16 protein-coding genes are annotated in these 17,578 nt (G+C 65.3%); 10 read left to right on the top strand and 6 right to left on the bottom strand.

Translation table 11 applies throughout. The annotated features are described in order from the left end of the window. The first annotated feature begins 19 nt into the window (after nt 1-19). From AC1DPX_RS14100 to AC1DPX_RS14070, 7 genes are read left to right on the top strand one after another with little or no spacing between them, the layout of a single operon-like run. On the top strand, nt 20-1,717 hold the full coding sequence (locus AC1DPX_RS14100; protein ID WP_202359339.1) for an ABC transporter substrate-binding protein: 1,698 nt from the start codon (nt 20-22) through the stop codon (nt 1,715-1,717). 21 nt (nt 1,718-1,738) lie between these two features. After that, complete coding sequence (locus AC1DPX_RS14095) at nt 1,739-2,722, top strand: ABC transporter permease (RefSeq protein ID WP_477237406.1); 984 nt, start codon at nt 1,739-1,741, stop codon at nt 2,720-2,722. Beyond that, nucleotides 2,719-3,621: an ABC transporter permease gene (locus tag AC1DPX_RS14090; RefSeq protein ID WP_477237404.1), complete on the top strand. Its 903-nt coding sequence runs from the start codon at nt 2,719-2,721 to the stop codon at nt 3,619-3,621. Before AC1DPX_RS14095 ends, AC1DPX_RS14090 begins: the two co-directional genes overlap by 4 nt. After that, nucleotides 3,618-4,427, top strand: coding sequence for an ABC transporter ATP-binding protein (locus tag AC1DPX_RS14085; RefSeq protein WP_477237402.1), 810 nt, complete (start codon nt 3,618-3,620; stop codon nt 4,425-4,427). The genes AC1DPX_RS14090 and AC1DPX_RS14085 overlap by 4 nt, the downstream gene beginning before the upstream one ends. After that, nucleotides 4,424-5,347: an ABC transporter ATP-binding protein gene (locus AC1DPX_RS14080; RefSeq protein WP_477237400.1), complete on the top strand. Its 924-nt coding sequence runs from the start codon at nt 4,424-4,426 to the stop codon at nt 5,345-5,347. Before AC1DPX_RS14085 ends, AC1DPX_RS14080 begins: the two co-directional genes overlap by 4 nt. A gap of 13 nt (nt 5,348-5,360) precedes the next feature. Beyond that, a complete protein-coding gene (locus AC1DPX_RS14075; protein ID WP_477237398.1) occupies nt 5,361-5,831 on the top strand; it encodes a GNAT family N-acetyltransferase in 471 nt (156 codons plus the stop codon). Between the two features lie 23 nt (nt 5,832-5,854). Beyond that, entirely contained in the window at nt 5,855-7,864 is a 2,010-nt protein-coding gene (locus tag AC1DPX_RS14070; RefSeq protein WP_477237396.1) for a beta-N-acetylhexosaminidase, read from the top strand. Nucleotides 7,865-7,913: 49 nt separating this feature from the next. Here AC1DPX_RS14070 and AC1DPX_RS14065 read toward each other — a convergent pair whose 3' ends face one another. Continuing rightward, nucleotides 7,914-9,119, bottom strand: coding sequence for an ROK family transcriptional regulator (locus AC1DPX_RS14065; RefSeq protein ID WP_477237394.1), 1,206 nt, complete (start codon nt 9,117-9,119; stop codon nt 7,914-7,916). Between the two features lie 166 nt (nt 9,120-9,285). Beyond that, nucleotides 9,286-10,380, bottom strand: a complete 1,095-nt coding sequence (locus AC1DPX_RS14060) for a CaiB/BaiF CoA transferase family protein (protein ID WP_477237392.1) — start codon at nt 10,378-10,380, stop codon at nt 9,286-9,288. A gap of 105 nt (nt 10,381-10,485) precedes the next feature. On the opposite strand from AC1DPX_RS14060, the gene AC1DPX_RS14055 reads away from it, so the two are divergent. After that, nucleotides 10,486-11,508 carry an LLM class flavin-dependent oxidoreductase gene (locus tag AC1DPX_RS14055; protein ID WP_477237390.1) on the top strand — a complete coding sequence of 341 codons (1,023 nt, stop codon included), beginning with the start codon at nt 10,486-10,488 and terminating at the stop codon, nt 11,506-11,508. Between the two features lie 52 nt (nt 11,509-11,560). After that, nucleotides 11,561-12,208, top strand: coding sequence for a ThuA domain-containing protein (locus AC1DPX_RS14050; protein WP_477237388.1), 648 nt, complete (start codon nt 11,561-11,563; stop codon nt 12,206-12,208). Between the two features lie 219 nt (nt 12,209-12,427). Here AC1DPX_RS14050 and AC1DPX_RS14045 read toward each other — a convergent pair whose 3' ends face one another. Then, the gene (locus AC1DPX_RS14045; protein ID WP_477237386.1) at nt 12,428-14,452 is read right to left on the bottom strand and encodes an amidase; all 2,025 of its coding nucleotides are present in this window, start codon (nt 14,450-14,452) and stop codon (nt 12,428-12,430) included. A 383-nt stretch (nt 14,453-14,835) separates the two neighbouring features. Here AC1DPX_RS14045 and AC1DPX_RS14040 point away from each other — a divergent pair, with 383 nt between their 5' ends. Then, nucleotides 14,836-15,153: a hypothetical protein gene (locus tag AC1DPX_RS14040; RefSeq protein ID WP_477237384.1), complete on the top strand. Its 318-nt coding sequence runs from the start codon at nt 14,836-14,838 to the stop codon at nt 15,151-15,153. Nucleotides 15,154-15,220: 67 nt separating this feature from the next. On the opposite strand, the gene AC1DPX_RS14035 is transcribed toward AC1DPX_RS14040, so the two are convergent. From AC1DPX_RS14035 to AC1DPX_RS14025, 3 genes are all read right to left on the bottom strand, one after another. Next, nucleotides 15,221-16,447 carry an alpha-D-ribose 1-methylphosphonate 5-triphosphate diphosphatase gene (locus tag AC1DPX_RS14035; RefSeq protein WP_477237382.1) on the bottom strand — a complete coding sequence of 409 codons (1,227 nt, stop codon included), beginning with the start codon at nt 16,445-16,447 and terminating at the stop codon, nt 15,221-15,223. A gap of 1 nt (nt 16,448) precedes the next feature. Beyond that, complete coding sequence (locus AC1DPX_RS14030; RefSeq protein ID WP_274609327.1) at nt 16,449-16,574, bottom strand: hypothetical protein; 126 nt, start codon at nt 16,572-16,574, stop codon at nt 16,449-16,451. Nucleotides 16,575-16,672: 98 nt separating this feature from the next. After that, nucleotides 16,673-17,485 carry a PfkB family carbohydrate kinase gene (locus AC1DPX_RS14025; protein ID WP_477237380.1) on the bottom strand — a complete coding sequence of 271 codons (813 nt, stop codon included), beginning with the start codon at nt 17,483-17,485 and terminating at the stop codon, nt 16,673-16,675. Between the last annotated feature and the right edge of the window lie 93 nt (nt 17,486-17,578).

Genomic DNA, 17,578 nt, shown 5'->3' with positions numbered 1-17,578 from the left:
ACCAGAGGTGCAGGGTTCAATGCGTGCGGCCGCTTTCGCGGGCGGCGCGATCAGCCGCCGGCTGCTGTTCGCGCTTGCTGGCGCGGTGGCGGTTTCATCGGCCTTTGTCTGCGTGACGCGGCCCGCGGCCGCCGAATCCGTGCTCGCCATGCATATCGAGGAACAGACGAGCTGGGTGCAGAACTTCAACCCGTTCGATCTCGGCGGGCGGCGCCAGAGCACGATGGATTTCGTCTACGAGCCGCTGGTCATCTTCAACGATTATGACAGCGGCAAGCCGATCTTCCGGCTGGCGACGGGCTATAAATTCTCCGACGATCTGAAGTCGATCACCTACACGCTGCGCGACGGCGTCAAATGGTCCGACGGTCAGCCGCTGACCTCGGCCGACATGAAATACACGCTCGAACTGATGCTCAAGAACCCGGCCGTCGACATCGTCGGCGTAGGTGAAAGCGTGGCTTCGGTCGAGGCGCCGTCACCGACCGAGGTCAAGATCGACCTCAAGGGCGTCGACACCCACTTCCCGGAATCGCTGGCCGATTTTCCCGTCGTGCCCGAGCACATCTGGAAGGATATCAAGGACCCGCTCGCCTTCAAGAACGAGAAGCCGGTCGGCTCGGGGCCGATGACCGAGATCCGCCGCTTCACGCCGCAGGTCTATGAGCAGTGCCGCAACCCGAATTACTGGGACGCAGCCGACTTGCATGTCGACTGCCTGAAACTGCCGCAGATCTCCGGTAATGACCAGATGCTGGCGCTGCTGCCGCAAGGCGAAATGGACTGGATCGGCTCGTTCCTGCCGGAGATCGACAAGACCTATGTCGCGCTCGACAAGGATCACAATGGTTACTGGCAGCCGCCGGCCGAGACCATCGCTTACGAGATGAATCTGAAGACCAACAAGCCGGGCAATTTTGAAGCGTTCAACGACATCAATTTCCGTCACGCCTTCAGCCTCGCCATGGACCGCACCTCGATGGTCGACATTGCCGGCTTCGGCTATCCCGTGGTCAATCTGCATGCCAGCGGCCTGCCGCCGCGCTTCGACTCCTGGCGCAACAAGGCCGCCGAGGGCGACAAGGATGTCTGGATGACCTACGACATCGACAAGGCCAACAAGGTGCTTGACGATGCCGGCTACAAGAAGGGCGCCGACGGTTTCCGCACCACGCCGAAGGGCCAACCGATTGCCTTCGTCATTATCGTGCCGAACGGCTGGACCGACTGGATCGACGCCGTGCAGATCGCCACCGAAGGCTTGCGCAAGATCGGCGTCAATGCCTCCGTCGCCACGCCGGAATATGAGCAGTGGCAGAAGCAACTCCTGGACGGGTCGTTCGACGCCGTCATGAACTCGCGCCCCGATGGGCCGACACCGTTCCGCGGCTACTACCAGACGCTGTCGACGGCATTCGCCGGGCGCATCGTCCACGCGGACTCGCGCTACTCCAATCCTGAACTCGACAAGGTGTTCGACGCCTACCGCAAGGCGACCACGGATGAGGAGCGCAAGAAGCTGTTCGACCAGGTGCAGATGATCATCGCCGACGACTTTCCGGTCGTTCCGGTGTTCAACGGCCCGACATGGTACCAGTATTCAAGCAAGCGCTTCACCGGCTGGGTGACCAAGGACGAGCCGGTGATGAACCCGGAGAACCACGACAACAACCGCATGCGGTTGATGCATCTGCTGCGCCTGAAGCCCGCTCAGTAACCCGGCCGGCAGGTAATCGCGATGCGGATTCCACTAAGGCGGCTGGGTGTCTACTTCGTCGCCTTCCTGTTTGCGATCATCGTCAACTTCACCCTTCCCAGGCTGATGCCTGGGAGTCCGGTGGACTCGATGATCGCGCAGCTCGGTCCGCGCGCGACACCGGCGGCGGTCGAGGCGATCAAGGCCCGCTTCGGCGCCGTCGAGCAGCCTGTCTGGTTGCAGTTCGTCGACTATATCAAGGGGCTGGCGACCTTCGACCTCGGCGTCTCGGTAAAATACTATCCGCAGACGGTCACCCAGGTGCTCGCCCGCTCGGCCGGCTGGACAGCACTTCTGGTCACCTGCGCCATCGTCTTTTCCCTCTGCGTCGGTGTCTCCCTCGGCGCGGTGGCAGCCTGGCGGCGGGGCGGACGTTTCGATGCGTTCGTCTCGCCGTTTTCTGTCGTGCTGATCGCGATCCCGCCGGTCATCATCGCCTTGGCCACGCTGTTCACCTTCGGTGTGACGCTGCGCTGGTTCCCAGTCGGCTACGCCTATAATCCGGATCTCGATCCCGGTTTCAACTTCACCTTCCTCGGCAGCGTGTTCTGGCACGCCATCATGCCAGTGCTGACGCTCTCGCCGTATATGATCGGCGAGTTCCAGACCACGATGCGCTCCTCGATGATCTCGGTGCTCGGCGAGGACTACGTCACCATGGGCCGCGCCAAGGGCCTGTCGGAAACGGCGGTGATGTTCTCATACGCGGCGCGCAACGCAATGCTGCCGGTTCTGACCAATCTGGCGCTGATGCTGGGCGCGGTCTTCGGCGGCTCGATCGTCACCGAGATCGTCTTCAACTATCCCGGGCTCGGGCTGACACTGTTCACCGCGAGCGTGGCGCGCGACTATCCCGTCATCCAGGGCCAGCTTCTGTTGATGACATTGGCCACGCTTGGCGCCAATCTGCTGGTCGACATCATCTATGGTGTCGTCGACCCGCGCATCAGGGAGGAGCGCGCATGAGGTTCGGGCTGCAACTCCTGTTCCGCCAGAGGAAGGCGGTGGCCGGCTTCATCATCATTGCATCCCTTGCCTTGATGGCGATTTTCGCTCCGATCCTGGCGCCGACCGATCCGGCCGCGCGCGTCGGGCGCTCGCACCAGCCGCCGACGGTCTCGCATTATTTCGGCACCACGAAGATGGGCCGCGACGTCTACAGCCAGTTCGTCTGGGGTGCGCGGCCGTCGCTTGCCGTGGGCTTTGCCACCGGCCTCGCCATCACCGCGATCGGCACGGTAATCGGCCTCATATCAGGCTATTTCGGCGGCCGCATCGATGGAACGCTCGATCTCGCCACCAATGCGGTGCTGGTCATACCCAACATTCCGCTGCTGATCCTGCTTGCCTCCTTCGCCGGAACGGTCGGCCCGTTGGCGATCATGACGATCATCGCGCTGACATCCTGGCCGTGGGGCGCGCGCATGACGCGCGCGCAGACCATGGCGTTGCGCAACCGTGAATTCATCACCGCGGCACGCATGGTCGGCGAGCCTTCATGGCGCATCATCTTCGTCGAGATCCTGCCCAACCTCGTGCCGCTGATCGGCATCAACATTGTCGGCTCGATCATCTATGCGATCGTGGCGCAGACGACGCTCGAATATCTGGGCTTCGGCGATCCGCTCAACGTCACCTGGGGCACCATGCTCTACAATGCGCAGAATTCCTCGGCGATCATCGTCGGCGCCTGGTGGGATATCGGCGCGCCGGCGCTCGGCATCGCGCTGGTCGGGCTCGGGCTGGCCTTGCTCAACTTCACCTTCGACGAGATCGCCAACCCGCAGCTGCGCTCAGGGCCGGCGCTGTCGCGATGGCTGCGGCTGACACGGCTGCGCAAGCGTGAACTGGAGACCGCACGGTGAGCGGACCCCTGCTGCAAGTCCGCGACCTCAGCGTCGACTATCTCACCGACAAGGGCGCCTTCCGCGCGGTGAAGAACGTCTCGTTCGACATCGGCCGCTCGGAACTGTTCGGGCTCGCCGGCGAATCCGGCTGCGGCAAGAGCACCATCGCCTATGCCATCACCAGGCTGGCCAAGGCGCCGGCCTGGGTAGCGGGCGGCGAGATCCTGCTCGACGGCCAGGATCTGTTGAAGCTCGCTGAGCCGGCAATGCAGAAGGTGCGCTGGAGCCGCATCGGCATGGTGTTCCAGAGCGCAATGAATTCGCTCAACCCGCTAATGCGGGTGGAAGCGCAGTTCCACGACGTGCTGCGGCGGCACAATGGCGCCATCCGGGAGCAGTCGCGGGCCCGCGCCGAGGCGATGTTCAAGCTGGTCGGCATCCCGGCGAACCGGCTTTCCGACTATCCGCACCAGTTCAGCGGCGGCATGCGCCAGCGGATCGTGATCGCCATTTGCCTGGCGTTGGAGCCCGAGCTGATCATCATGGACGAGCCGACGACGGCGCTCGACGTGGTGGTGCAGCGCGAGATCCTCGAACAGGTGATCGACCTGCAGCGCGCGCTCGGCTTCTCGGTGCTGTTCATCACCCACGATCTGCATCTGATGGCGCAGCTCTGTCATCGCATCGGCGTGATGCTGAAGGGCGAACTGGTCGAGGTGGGCGATGTCCGTCAGGTGAGCCATGCCCCGGTGCACGAATACACACGCAAGCTCTGGGGCGCGATCCCGCAACTGCCGGCGCGGGCGCGCGAGGCGCTGGCATGAACGCGCTGCCCTCGGTGCTCGCCGAGCCGGTGATCGCGCTCAACGCGATCGAACGCAGCTTCGGCCTTGTGCAGGCGCTGCGCGGCATCTCGTTGTCGCTGCGGCCCGGCCGGGCACTCGCCCTGGTCGGCGAATCCGGCTGCGGCAAGACGACGTGCGCGCGCATCATCGCGCGCATGGACCATCCGACCGCGGGCACGCTGTCCTTTCGTGGCCGCGACGCGACGCGAGCCGGGACAGGCGACGAGGAGCGGGCCTACCGCCGCGCCGTGCAGATGGTGTTCCAGGATCCGTTCGCCTCGCTCAATCCGGTGTTCACCGTGCATCATCACCTGGCCCGACCGCTCGCTTTGCACGGCCATGCCAGGGGCAAGGCAGCGTTGACCAAGGGCGTGATGGACCTACTTGCCGATGTCGGCCTTGATCCGGAGCTGACGGCGCACAAGTTTCCGCACGAGCTGTCGGGTGGCCAGCGCCAACGCGTCAACATTGCCAGAGCGCTCGCCGTGCAGCCGGACGTGCTGGTTGCCGACGAGCCGACCTCGATGCTCGACGTCTCGATCCGGCTCGGTATCCTGGAACTGCTCGCCCGTATCAAGCGCGAGAAGAACCTGGCGCTGCTCTACATCACCCACGACATCGCCACTGYCGCCCACGTGGCGGAGGAGATCATCGTCATGTTCGCCGGGCAGATGGTGGAGTGGGGCGCGACGTCAGCCGTAATCGCCGACCCGCGCCACCCCTACACGCAGCTCCTGCTTTCGGCGGTGCCCGATCCGGACCGGCCTTTCGTGCCGGGCGACAGCGCCCGCTTCCTCAACCATGCCGAGGAGGTGCGGCGGCTATCACGCCCGGCCTCGGCTGACGTGGAGCAGGTGGCTTCGGACCATTTCGTCCGTGCGCTCGGCGCGGTTTCGTAACAGGATCTTTGGAATGGACTATCTGGTCAATCTTTCCCTGCTTGGACCCGATCCGGCGCTCGACCAGCGCCTGGCCGAGACTGGTGTCACCGTCCGCCGGGCGCTGGCGCCGGAATACGAACTGGTGACGGGCTGGGTGCGGCGGACTTTCAGTGCCGGCTGGGCGGGAGAAACCGCCGTCTCCTTCATGCGCCAGCCGCCGGCCTGTTTCCTGGCGACGCGGGCAGGGGAGCTCGTGGGCTTTGCCTGCCATGAATCGATCGCCCGTGGCTTCTTCGGCCCGACAGGTGTCGACGAGGCCGCGCGCGGCCAGGGCATCGGCCATGCGCTGCTGCTTGCCTCCCTGCTCGACCTGAAGACGATGGGCTATGCCTACGCCATCATCGGCGATGTCGGCCCGTCCGAGTTCTACGAATGCACCGTGGGTGCGACGCCGATCCCCAATTCGGAGCCCGGCATCTATGCCGGCCTGCTGAAGACCTGACCCTTTCACCTCACGAGATTGCCATGACCGAGACACTTGCCCTGCGGCTGGAAAGTTTCTGGACGCCTCCGGGCGACGGCCAGAAACTGGCCTATTCGCTGAAACTCACCAACGCTTCGCACCAGCCACTGCGAGACTTCCGGCTCTGCATCAGCGGCCCGGGCCGGATCGATCCCGCCGCGACGGTTGAAGGCGGTGTGCTGACCGAGCGGATGTCCAACCATGCCGCGTTCGCGCCGCCGGACGGCTTCGTGCTCGAGCCGGGCGCTGCCTGGACGGTGACGGCGCGGGGCCTGAGCTATCCGCTGCGCCACTGGACCGACGGCGCCACCAGCGCCTATCTCGTGCTCGCCGACGGCAACACGCAGAGCATCTCGGTCGAGCCGACGAAGGCAACCGGCGACAATGCGGTGCGCAGGCGCGGCGCCGAACCCTATCCGGTGCCCGCCGTGGCGCCGGTTTCGATTTCGGTCATCCCCTGGCCAGGCAAGGTCGAGGTGTCGGGCGCGATGCCGGCGCCCGCGGGTCTCGACCCGAGGCCGCAGGGCAAAGAGGCCACCGCCGCAACGACGGCCTTTGCCGACCTCACCGCAAGCCTGTTCCCCGTCGAGGGGATCGTTCGCCCGGCGGCGGAAGGCGGCTTCCCCGTCATCATGTCGCCAGGGGACGGCTTCGCGCCGGAAGCCTATGCCATCACCTTTTCCACCGATGCCGCGACGGTTTCAGCGGCCACGAGCACGGGGTTTCTCTACGGGCTGATCACGCTTGGACAGATCCTGCGCGGCGCCGGACAACATCCCGGCACCTTCCGCTTTCCGGCGGCCGGCGAAATCCGCGACGAACCCTCACTTGGCTGGCGCGGCTGCCATCTCGACGCGGCGCGGCAATTCTACGCCTCGGCAGAAATCGAAAAATTCCTCAGGCTTCTGGCCTGGAACAAGCTCAACCGTTTCCATTGGCACCTGTCGGACGACGAAGCCTGGCGGGTCGAGATATCGGCCTATCCCCAACTGACCGAAATCGGCGCCTGGCGTGGTCACGGCCTGCCGGTCCCGCCGCTGCTGGGCTCGGGCCCGCAGAAGTCCGGCGGCTATTACACCAAGCCGGTCATCCGCGACATCGTCGCGCTGGCCTGCCGCCTCGGCATCGAGGTGGTGCCGGAGATCGACGTGCCCGGCCACTGCTACGCCATGCTGCAAGGGCTGCCCGGGCTGCGCGATCCCGGCGAGCATGGCGAGTATTTTTCCGTGCAGGGATTTCCCAACAACTGCCTCAACCCGGCGCGCGAGGAAACCTACCGCGTGCTGGAGACGATCTTCGACGAACTTATCGAATTGTTTCCCTCGAAGATCATTCATGTCGGCGCCGACGAGGTGCCGATCGGCGCCTGGTCGGGTTCGCCGCAGGCGCTGCACCGGCTTGCCGAGATCGGCGGCGAGGCGGTGGCGCAGTCGCATGCCAGGCGGCTTGGCGTGGTCACCAACACGCATGGCGCCGATGAGATCGAAGGCTCGGGGGCAGCGGTGCTGCAGGCGCAGTTCCTCAAGCGGATCCAAACCTTCCTGGCATCGCGGGGCTGCATCACCGGCGGCTGGGAAGAAGCCGCGCACGGCAATGTCATCGATAAGACGAAGTGCTACCTGAATGGCTGGCGCAATGTCGAGGTTTCGGCAGCCCTTGCCGGCGAAGGCTACGACATGGTCGTCAATCCGGGACAGGTCTATTATCTCGACATGGCCAACAGCCAGGAATGGTCGGAACCGGGCGCCGCCTGGGCCGGCTGGTCGTCGCCCGAGAAACTCTACGGCTTCGATCCGGTGCAAGGCTGGAGCGAGGCGCAGAAGAAACATTTCCTCGGCGTGCAATGCTGCATCTGGTCGGAACCGATGACCGACCGCGCCGTCTTCGACCGGCTGGTGTTTCCGCGCCTCTCGGCGCTTGCCGAAACCGGCTGGACGCAGCCGCAGCGCAAATCCTGGGAGCGGTTCAAGGCGCTCGCTGGATTGATGCCCGTTCTCTACGGGTTGCCATAGCGCCCAGGCGGAGGACCGTGCCCCGCTTTTCATGGAATGGCCCGGCGGATCAGCCGAGTGGCTTCTGCAGCACGTCGAACTGGGGGTTGGTCTCCGAAAAGATCGGCAGCGCGGCGGCGCCGAGCACGGAGGTGTCCTTGCCGGCGGCGCCGACCACCACGCGCGGTGTGGACCGCGCTCTGGTCGAACTGACCGAAAGATGCAGCGGTTCGAGCCGGGCGACGAGGGCCTCGATCACCGGCAATGGCATGAAGCCACCCACCACAACGGTTTCGGGATCGAGCGCCAGTTCCAGCACGTCGATCGCCTGGCGCAGCGGATCGACGGCATCTGCAATCCAGGCTTCGAGGCGATCGTCTCCTTGCGCCAACAGTTCCTCCAGCACATCGGGCGAGGCATGGTCGGGGTCAGGCAGGTCGAGCCGATCATAGGCGGCCCGCAGCGATACGTAGCGTTCCAGGCAGCCGCGCTTGCCGCAGCCGCAGGACAGGCCGCCAGGCCTGACGATCATGTGGCCGATCTCGCCGGCATTGTGGCGGCTGCCTTTGTAGAGATGGCCGTCAAGGAACAGGCCAGCGCCCAGGCCGGTGCCGATGAACAGATAGACGAAGCTGCCGAGGTTGCGGGCAACGCCATAGAGCCGCTCGCCGATGGCGGCGGCGGTGGCGTCGTTCTCGACCGTCACCGCAATGCCGGTCAGCCGCTGGAGCTCGTCGGCGACCGGAAAATCCTGCCAGCCGGGCAGGGCGGTTGGCCCGACCGAGGTCATGCCTTCGACGTCGAAGGGGCCCGGCATCGCCACGCCGATGCCGAACAGGCGCTGGCGGTCGAAGCGAAACTTGCGCATCAGGTCGCCGGCAATCGCGGCAAGCAGCGGCATCGCCTGCGCCGGGGTCGGGCGGTCGACGGGGTGCTCGATACGCGCCCGCACCGTGCCTGAGAGATCGGTGATGACGCCAACCGCCAGCTGATGGTCGAGCTGCAGGCCGATCGAGTAACCGCCATCGGGGTTGATCGAATAGGGCACTGCCGGCTGGCCGCGCGCGCCTTTGAGCGTCGCCTCGGCGCGCAGCAGCTCAGCCGTCTCGAGTTCCTCGACGATGTTGGAAATGGTCTGGGTGCTGAGCGCGGTCAGCCGCGCGATCGCCGCGCGTGACAAGGCGCCGTTGGTACGGATCGCCTCGATCACCACCCGGCGGTTGTGCGACTTGGCCTGTTCGAGATTGGTGCCGGAGACGGCTTTCCTGGAGATCATGGGAACGTTACCAACGAACTTTACGATAAAAACAAATCAAGTTGATTTAATTATATGCAATGGTAGCTACCACTTCTAGCCGGTTTCGCAGCCAGAGCGCCATCGGAGCAGGTCTAGTTCAGCAATATTTGATGGGGCCGGCCTGGTGGCTTGGCCGGCCAGCGGATCAGAACGCCCAGGGGTTCGCGAGCGCGGCAAGAATCTCGGCGTCGTGTTCGCCGCGCGCTGGACTTCTGCCCGGCGTCTTTTGCGCCCATCCGGAAAAGCGTGGAGCAGCGGCGGCCTGCAGGACGCCGTCCACCGTCAGCCAGGAACCGCGCGCGGCCATGTGCGGGTGCCGTGCCGCCTCCCACGGGCTGAGCACCGGGGAGACGCAGGCGTCGGAGCCTTCGAACAGGCCGGTCCATTGATCGCGCGGTCTTGCGGCAAAGATCGCCGCCAGCCGGCTGCCGAGCTCCGGCCAGAGATCGCGGTCGAACTGCCTGGCGAATTGCGGATCGGCGGCGAGGCCGAGCCTGTCGAGGAACAGCGCGTAGAATTTCGGCTCGAGGCACTGGACGCTGATGAAACCGCCATCGGCTGTGCGGTAGACGCGGCACCAATGCGGTCCGTCGAGAAGGCTTCTGCCGCGTTCGGCGACGAGCGCGCCGGACTGGCCGACCGCCATCAGCAGGTTCATCATGTGGGCCGAGCCGTCGACGATGGCCGCGTCGACCACGGTGCCTTGGCCGCCGGCACGCGCGCTCATGATGCTGGCGAGCATACCGATCACCAGATAGAGCGCGCCGCCGCCTATGTCGCCGGTGAGCGTCGGCGGCGCCATGGGCGGCTCGCCCGGCAGGGAGGCGTACCAGAGCGCGCCGGATACGCCGGTATAGTTCAAATCATGGCCAGCGGTGCGGGCGAGGGGGCCGTCCTGGCCCCAGCCGGTCATGCGGCCATAGACCAGCCTTGGATTGACCGCCAGGCAGGCCTCCGGGCCGAGGCCGAGACGCTCCATGACGCCGGGCCGGAATCCCTCGATCAGGCCGTCGGCGGTGGCGACGAGGCGCATCAGCAGGGCGACGTCCCCGGCATCCCCGAGGTCGAGCGCGATGGAGCGCTTGCCGCGATCGAGCAGCGAGTGTTCGGGCAGGCCCGGCACGGGCGCCTGCTTGCGGTGGACGACGATGACATTGGCGCCGAGATCGGCGAGCAGCATGCCGGCGAAGGGCGCCGGCCCGAGCGCCTCGATCTCGACGATTCGCGTCCCCTTCAGCATTCCACCCTCCACGGCGTTCAACCCCAGAGTATGGCCTGAGGTGACGGTGTGTAACCCCGCCGTTTTGGCATTGAAGCAAGTGCCGCTCGCATATACTTCAGGGCCATGAAAAAAATCGGTTTCCTGTCATTCGGGCATTGGACCCCCTCGTCGCAATCGCAAGTGCGCTCGGCATCCGACGCGCTGCTGCAATCCATCGATCTCGCCGTCGCGGCTGAGCAGCTCGGCGCCGACGGCGCCTATTTCCGCGTGCACCATTTCGCCCGCCAGCTCGCTTCGCCGTTCCCGCTGCTGGCGGCGGTCGGCGCCAAGACCAGCCGCATCGAGATCGGCACGGCGGTCATCGACATGCGCTACGAGAATCCGCTCTACATGGCCGAGGATGCCGGGGCCGCCGACATCATCGCCGGCGGGCGGCTGCAGCTCGGCATCAGCCGCGGTTCGCCCGAGCAGGTGATCGATGGCTGGCGCTATTTCGGCTACCAGCCGCAGGAAGGCAAAAGCGACGCCGACATGGCGCGGCACCATGCCGAGGTTTTTCTCGATACGCTGCGCGGCGAGGGGTTCGCCCAGCCCAATCCACGGCCGATGTTCCCCAACCCGCCCGGCCTGCTCCGGCTCGAGCCGCATTCGGAAGGCCTGCACGAGCGCATCTGGTGGGGTGCCGCGACCAACGCCACTTCGGAATGGGCGGCGAAACTTGGCATGAATTTGCAGAGCTCGACGCTGAAGTTCGACGAGAGCGGCAAGCCGTTCCACATCCAGCAGGCCGAACAGATCCGGATCTACCGCGAGGCGTGGAAAGCGGCCGGGCACGAGCGCGAGCCGCGCGTCTCGGTCAGCCGCAGCATCTTCGCGCTGGTCGATGAGCGCGACCGCGCCTATTTCGGCCGTGGCAATGAAAGCCGCGACCAGATCGGCTTTATCGAGGAGAATACGCGGGCGATCTTCGGCCGCAGCTACGCCGCCGAGCCGGATGTGCTGATCAAGGAATTGGCGCAGGACGAGGCGATCGCCGAGGCCGACACGTTGCTGCTCACCGTGCCCAACCAGCTCGGCGTCGACTACAACGCCCATGTCATCGAGGCGATCCTGACCCATGTCGCGCCGGCCCTGGGCTGGCGCTGACGGCCCTGCCATGTAACCATCGATCGCGGCGGCGATTAAGGAGGTTCACGGCATGGCGAAGAAGGCTTTGATTGCCTGGGGTGGTTGGGAAGGCCACACGCCCGAGCGCAGCGCCGACGTCATCCGCGCTCTGCTTGAGCGCAACGGGTTCGATGTCACGCTGGGCCAGGGCACGGCGCTGTTCGCCGATCCGGAATTGTCGTCCTTCGATCTCATCGTGCCTGTCATCACCATGTCGACGATCGAGAAGGCCGAGCTGCAGAACCTGACTGCCGCGGTGCGCGCGGGAAGCGGGCTGGGCGGCTTTCACGGCACGATGGGTGACAGTTTCCGCAACGAGCCGGACTATCAATTCATGACCGGCGGCCAGTGGGTCGCGCATCCCGGCAACATCATCGACTATCGCGTGGTGATCACACAACCGGACGACCCGATCACTAGAGGCATCAGCGATTTCGCCTACCGGTCGGAGCAGTATTACATGCATGTCGATCCGAGCAACGAAGTGCTGGCGACGACGACGTTCAGCGACGCGCATTTTCCGGGCATTGATGGGGTTGTAATGCCGGTGGTGTGGAAGCGGAGATATGGCGCGGGGAAGGTGTTTTACAGCTCGCTTGGGCACACGGCGGACGAGTTCGCGGTGCCTGAGATGGCGCTGATTGTGGAGCGCGGGTTGGTGTGGGCTGCGCGGGGGTAGCGGCAATGTTGGCGCTCTACGGCGCCCCCCTCTGTCCTGCCGGACATCTCCCCCACGAGGAGGGAGATCGGCTGTCATCACGGCCTTCGCCAACCTTTGACGTGGCAGGAAGAGAGCCGGCGCCGAAGCTCCAATCTCCCCCCTTGTGGGGGAGATGTCCGGCAGGACAGAGGGGGGCTTGGCGGAACTCGACGGTGGGTGTTGGCTTTTCCGCTTCGTTCACCCAATCCCGCCCGTAACCACATAGCCGCCAGCCGTGCGCCCATCCTGCAACCGCGCCACCGCCGTCACGATCGAGCCATACGAGCCGCGCCAGACGCTGTGGAAGCGCTGATGCTCGGCGGCCGGAACCAGCGCACGGCCGCTGAAACGCGCGCCGCTGCGTTGCAGCGCGACGGGCTCTCCATTGACGTGGACTTTGATGCTGGCGTTCTCCGCCTCTGCGTCGCCGGGCAGATCGAGCGTGATGGTGATGGTGATCTCGTCCTGATCGTCGGAAGCCCGCGTCTCGGCGGCAAGCGCGATTGCTAGCGGAGGTGCTTTGGCGGGTTGGGTGGGTCGGCCCGAAAACACATCATCGGCCAGCTCTGGCGTCCGTGGCGGGCTGGTGCGGCGCTGGGTGGCGCGCTCGAAATCGCCGGCCATGCGCAGCAGGCTTTCGTCGTCATAGGCCTTGCCGGCGAAGGTCAGGCCGACCGGCATGCCGATATCGGCCATCGTGCCCATCGGCACGGTTACGGTCGGGATGCCGAAGTGGCGCCAGACCAGATTGCCGTTGGCAACCCAAGTGCCGTTGCGCCAGGCGAGATCAGCCGAAGCCTGGTTGATGTCGGCGTCGGCCGGGCCGACATCGGCGGCGGCGGGCAGCACCACGGCGTCGATGCCGTGCGCGTCCAACCAATCCTCGAAATCGATGCGCCTTGTTGCCTCCAGCCCCTTCAGGCCCTCTTCAAGCGTCGGGATATCCCTGAAGGGCATGACGCCGGATTTGGCCCGCTCGACATAGTCCGCAAGGTCGAAGCCGCCTTCGTAGCGGTCGGGCAGTGTGCCCGGCGGCTGCGGGAAGATTTTCGGGCCATCGACCGAAGCGAGATCGGGCAGGGCAGGATCAGCATTGGCGCGCAGGAAATCGTCCCAGCCCCAGATGCAGAGGTCCCAGATTTCACGGTCGGCGAAGTCCGGCGGCACCAGCCCGCGCTCGACCATGCTGCGGGCGCCGGGGCGGTCGCGCTCGTAATTGGAGACGACGGGAAAATCCACCTCCACCACTTCGGCGCCAAGCCGCTTGAGATCAGCCGCCGCCTGTTCCCACAGCGCCAGCACCGAGGCCCGGGTCTCGATCGGTCTATCCGCCTCGCTGTCGCTGCCGATATACATGCGGGGCACGCCGAGACGTTTGCCTTTCAGCGATCCTGCAAGCGCGAGATCCGTATAGCGTTGCGGCCTCGTCCGAGAACTTTTCGGCAGTTCGACCCAGGGCTGCGCGCGCCAGAAATCGCCGCGCGTCTCGGGATCGTCGGCAACAATGATGTCAAGCAGCTCCAGCATGTCGGGCATGGTCCGCGTGTGCGGCACCACGACATCCATGGTCGGCACCAGCGGCCAGTTGCCACGCACCGAGATGACGCCGCGCGACGGCGTATAGGCGACCAGCGCGTTGTTGGTAGCCGGCGCGCGGCCGGATGACCATGTCTCCTCGCCGAGCCCGAAGGCGCAGAAGCTGGCGGCCGTTGCTGTGCCCGAGCCATTGGACGAGCCCGAGGCGAAGGCGGCGGTCAGGTAGTCGGCATTGTAGGGGCTTTCGGCGCGGCCATAGACGCCGCGCTGCATGCCGCCATTGGCCATGGGCGGCATGTTGGTGAGACCGATCAGCACCGCGCCGCCGGCGCGCAGCCGGGCGATGGTGAAGGCGTCCTCATTGGCGACGAGATGCTCGAAAGCCGGCGAGCCGGCGGCGACCGTCAGGCCTTTGACCTTGTAGCTGTCCTTGGCGGTGTAGGGGATGCCGTCGAGCGGCCCGAGCACAGCACCATCGCGGCGGCGCCGGTCGGAAGCCGCGGCCTCCTCGAACATATCAGGATTGAGCACCGGGACGGCGTTGAGGCTGATGCCGTGCCGGTCGAAATGCGCGATGCGCCTGAGATACGCCGCGACCAGGTCGACGCTGGTGAGGGTGCCTTCATCGAGCGCGCGGCGCAGTTGGTCGATCGTCGCTTCGACGAGATGAAGGCTGGCATCGGTCATCACTGGTTCCAGGCTGTTGTCTGCGCACCATGGATGAGCGAGGCCGCTGGCTTCGGCAAGAGCCAATCGGCGCGAAGCTTTTCGTCACGAGCCGGCGGCAAAAAACTTCAATCTTCATGCAACCTCCGATGGGCGCGTGCGTTACAAGGCTCCTGGGGGACGGTGAGGGTTTGCATTGGACCGTTTTGAGATCCTGAACGAGCCGACAGGCACGTATTCCATTTCGACAGATCCACGGAGTTGCTGGCAACGGTTGGCGGCAGGGCATTGATCGGGCTCAGCCGGCACGAAGTGCCGTTGGCCCTGCTTGCCGCCCTGGAAGCTGACGGCAACCTATGGGCGTTGCCGTCGGCTGTCGTCGCTGAGCAACGGTCTGACAAATAATGGAGATCAGACACACCAAAACGGCTTGCAAGCGCAAGCTAAAGCTCGCAGAGGTTGTGCAAAAAAGCATACCTTTGGAGAAAACTTATAACGTCATCCAGCATGAAAGGGGAATCATGCCTGACCAGAACGCCTTGATCCGCGCGGCCATCGGACGGCTGCTTTCCGAGAAAACCGGTGTCGCGGTCATTTCCATGAAAGAGAGTATTGCGGAACTGCCGGACATAACCGGCGCGGCGCTGACCATCGAAACCCTGCAGGACATGCTGCTGGAAATGGCCGAGGTGCGCGGCATGATGGTCGTGCTCGACGTTTAGAGCAATTCACCGTTTCACGGCGAACTGCCCCAACGCTTGGTCCAGACGCAATTCCCCAGGGAAAGCGCTACGCGGTTTCCCGGGAGGCGGCCGGTAGCCGTGCTGCCATGGCGGGGACAAGGCGTTCCGCCTTGCCCGCCAGGTCAAGCGTGCCGTCGCCGTAAATCATGCGGCCGGCGCGGAAGGTGGCGCGCACGCGTGGCACGGGATGGCGGTCGGCCACCACGAGATCAGCCAGAAGCCCGGGTTCGATGGCGCCGCGATCGGCGAGCCCCAGGGCGTTGGCCGGGTTGGCGCTCGTCAGCGCGGCCGCGGCGGCGAGGCCATCGCCACGCAGTTCCGAAAGGCCAAGCACGGCCGGCAGGATGGAGGCCGGGTGATAGTCGCTGGCCAGCATGTCGAGCAGCCCGGCCTGATAAGCCTGCCGGGCGGAGAGATTGCCGGAATAGGACTCGCCGCGCAGCGCATTGGGCGCGCCCATGGCGGTGTGCATGCCGAGCCTGCGGGCTTCCCGCGCCGCTTCCAGCGTCACCGGGAATTCCGAGAGCGCTGCACCCAGGCCGTGGACCAGCTCCACCTTTTCCAGCGTGTCGTCGTCATGTGAGGCGAGCACGATGCCGGCGGCCTCGGCACGCGCCGACAGGTCCTGCAGCGCGTTCAGCACATCGCCCTGGCCGTTGCGGCCCGCCATGCGCTTGCCGACGACCTCGGACGCCTCGGCAACCGACATGCCGCGCTCCTTGGCGATGCGGGCGATGTAGAGCTCGACATCGCGGTACTGTCCCTGTCCGGGCGTGTGGTCCATCAGCGAGATCAAATGCAGCCTGCCGGCGTCCATCAGCGTCTGCAGCGCGGGAATAGCCGGGGCGAAGGTCACCTCGAAGCGCGCATGGATGCGGTGGTCGACCAGCAAATGGTCCTTCATCCCGGCAATGGTGTCTATGATCTCTGTCGTGTGGCCTTCGGAGCGCAGCACGCCGCTGGTGACGCTGGTGCCGATGAAGGAAAGCGCGGCATAGGCCGTGGTGATGCCGCAGGAAGCGAGCTTCTTGTCGAGCTCGGCAATGCCGATCCGCATCGGCACGTGGACGCCGATGCGCGGCTCGACTTCCCTCTCCACCATGTCGCCATGCATGTCGATGAAGCCGGGCAGCAGCAGGCGGCCGCCACCCTTGATGTCGGCATGCTCGACAGGCCTGTCGCGGATTTCGGCGATCCGGCCGTCCTCGATCCTGACGGCGCCGTTCGGGATGATGCGGTCGCGCAGGACGATTTCGAATTCACTCAGCCACATGTCATGTCTCTCGCAAGGCAGCGATTTCAAGGTGGATTTCGCGGGCGACAAGGTCGGCGACATCGTTGGGGCGATGGAAGACGCCGATCATGGCGATGATGCGCCGGCTTGCCGGCGTCTCGATCACGATCTCTCCAGGACATGTTTTCTAGTTCACCCGAATGCCGGTTTCCATTTGATTTTTATGACATTTTCATGAAAGCCGACCTTGCCGGAGCATCTGCCTCAGCTGGTACGGGATCGTTCCAGCAGCCATTCGGCGGTTTGCTGGCTGGCCTGTTCGGCGGCAAGCTCAGGGATCAACCCCTGCAGCAGGCCGTGCAGGAAGATTCCCGTAAAACAGTCGCCGGCGCCGATCGTGTCGGGCACGCGAACCTGCTTCAGCGGCGTGACGTGCTTGAGCGCCTTGCCGTCATAGAGCGAGATCGGGCGCATTCCATCGGTCAGCACCAGTGTCCTCAGGCGCGGCCCGGCAATCCGTGATGCCCGCTCCCAGACGTGGTGCGTCTCCTCGCCGGGAAAATCGGCGCGCGATCCGATGACGATGTCGGCCGGGCGCGGCGAGGCGTCGCGCAGCGGAAACTGCGAGAGGACAAGCGGGATCGTCCGCAGCGAGGCGACCAGGCCGGCGTCGAGCATCAGGGCGTTGAGATAGGCGGCGTCGCCGCTGACAGGCTCCGGTGCGGCGAAGGGAGGGCGCAGCTGGCCGCCGGTGTTCAAAATCGTGCGCTCGCCGTTCGGCTCGAGCAGGATTTCGGTGAACCGGGTTTCACCCGGCCACAGGGTGACGTAGCCGGTATCGATGCCCGCCGCCTGCAATGTGGCGAGTGCTGCCCGGCCGTGGCCGTCGTCCATCAGGTTGCTGATCAGCCGGACGTCGTTGCCGAGCTTCGCCAGCTGGGTGCCGGTGTGGAAGCCGCCGCCGCCAAGCCTGACAACACGATCGGAGTAGGTGATGCGCGAGCCCGAGGCGAGGGGCGATGACAGCGACCAGACCTGGTCGTGATTGACATGGCCGACAACGATGACTGTGCTCATGACCTCTGCTTTCGCGCCAGCGCGCCGACGATGAGGCGCTGCGCGAGCTGGCATAGCACCAGGACCGGCACCACGGACAGCAGGCTAATCGCC

The sequence above is a fragment of the Mesorhizobium sp. 01N446 genome, from assembly GCF_056399285.1.
This window is presented reverse-complemented; position numbering and strand designations above follow the sequence as displayed.

Coding starts and splice junctions, on each gene's coding strand:
- AC1DPX_RS14060 (WP_477237392.1), bottom strand. CDS start 10,380: ATGCTGAAGGGGACGCGAATCGTCGAGATCGAGGCGCTCGGGCCGGCG.
- AC1DPX_RS14090 (WP_477237404.1), top strand. CDS start 2,719: ATGAGGTTCGGGCTGCAACTCCTGTTCCGCCAGAGGAAGGCGGTGGCC.
- AC1DPX_RS14075 (WP_477237398.1), top strand. CDS start 5,361: ATGGACTATCTGGTCAATCTTTCCCTGCTTGGACCCGATCCGGCGCTC.
- AC1DPX_RS14025 (WP_477237380.1), bottom strand. CDS start 17,485: ATGAGCACAGTCATCGTTGTCGGCCATGTCAATCACGACCAGGTCTGG.
- AC1DPX_RS14055 (WP_477237390.1), top strand. CDS start 10,486: ATGAAAAAAATCGGTTTCCTGTCATTCGGGCATTGGACCCCCTCGTCG.
- AC1DPX_RS14035 (WP_477237382.1), bottom strand. CDS start 16,447: ATGTGGCTGAGTGAATTCGAAATCGTCCTGCGCGACCGCATCATCCCG.
- AC1DPX_RS14040 (WP_477237384.1), top strand. CDS start 14,836: ATGGAGATCAGACACACCAAAACGGCTTGCAAGCGCAAGCTAAAGCTC.
- AC1DPX_RS14045 (WP_477237386.1), bottom strand. CDS start 14,452: ATGACCGATGCCAGCCTTCATCTCGTCGAAGCGACGATCGACCAACTG.
- AC1DPX_RS14095 (WP_477237406.1), top strand. CDS start 1,739: ATGCGGATTCCACTAAGGCGGCTGGGTGTCTACTTCGTCGCCTTCCTG.
- AC1DPX_RS14100 (WP_202359339.1), top strand. CDS start 20: ATGCGTGCGGCCGCTTTCGCGGGCGGCGCGATCAGCCGCCGGCTGCTG.
- AC1DPX_RS14070 (WP_477237396.1), top strand. CDS start 5,855: ATGACCGAGACACTTGCCCTGCGGCTGGAAAGTTTCTGGACGCCTCCG.
- AC1DPX_RS14050 (WP_477237388.1), top strand. CDS start 11,561: ATGGCGAAGAAGGCTTTGATTGCCTGGGGTGGTTGGGAAGGCCACACG.
- AC1DPX_RS14065 (WP_477237394.1), bottom strand. CDS start 9,119: ATGATCTCCAGGAAAGCCGTCTCCGGCACCAATCTCGAACAGGCCAAG.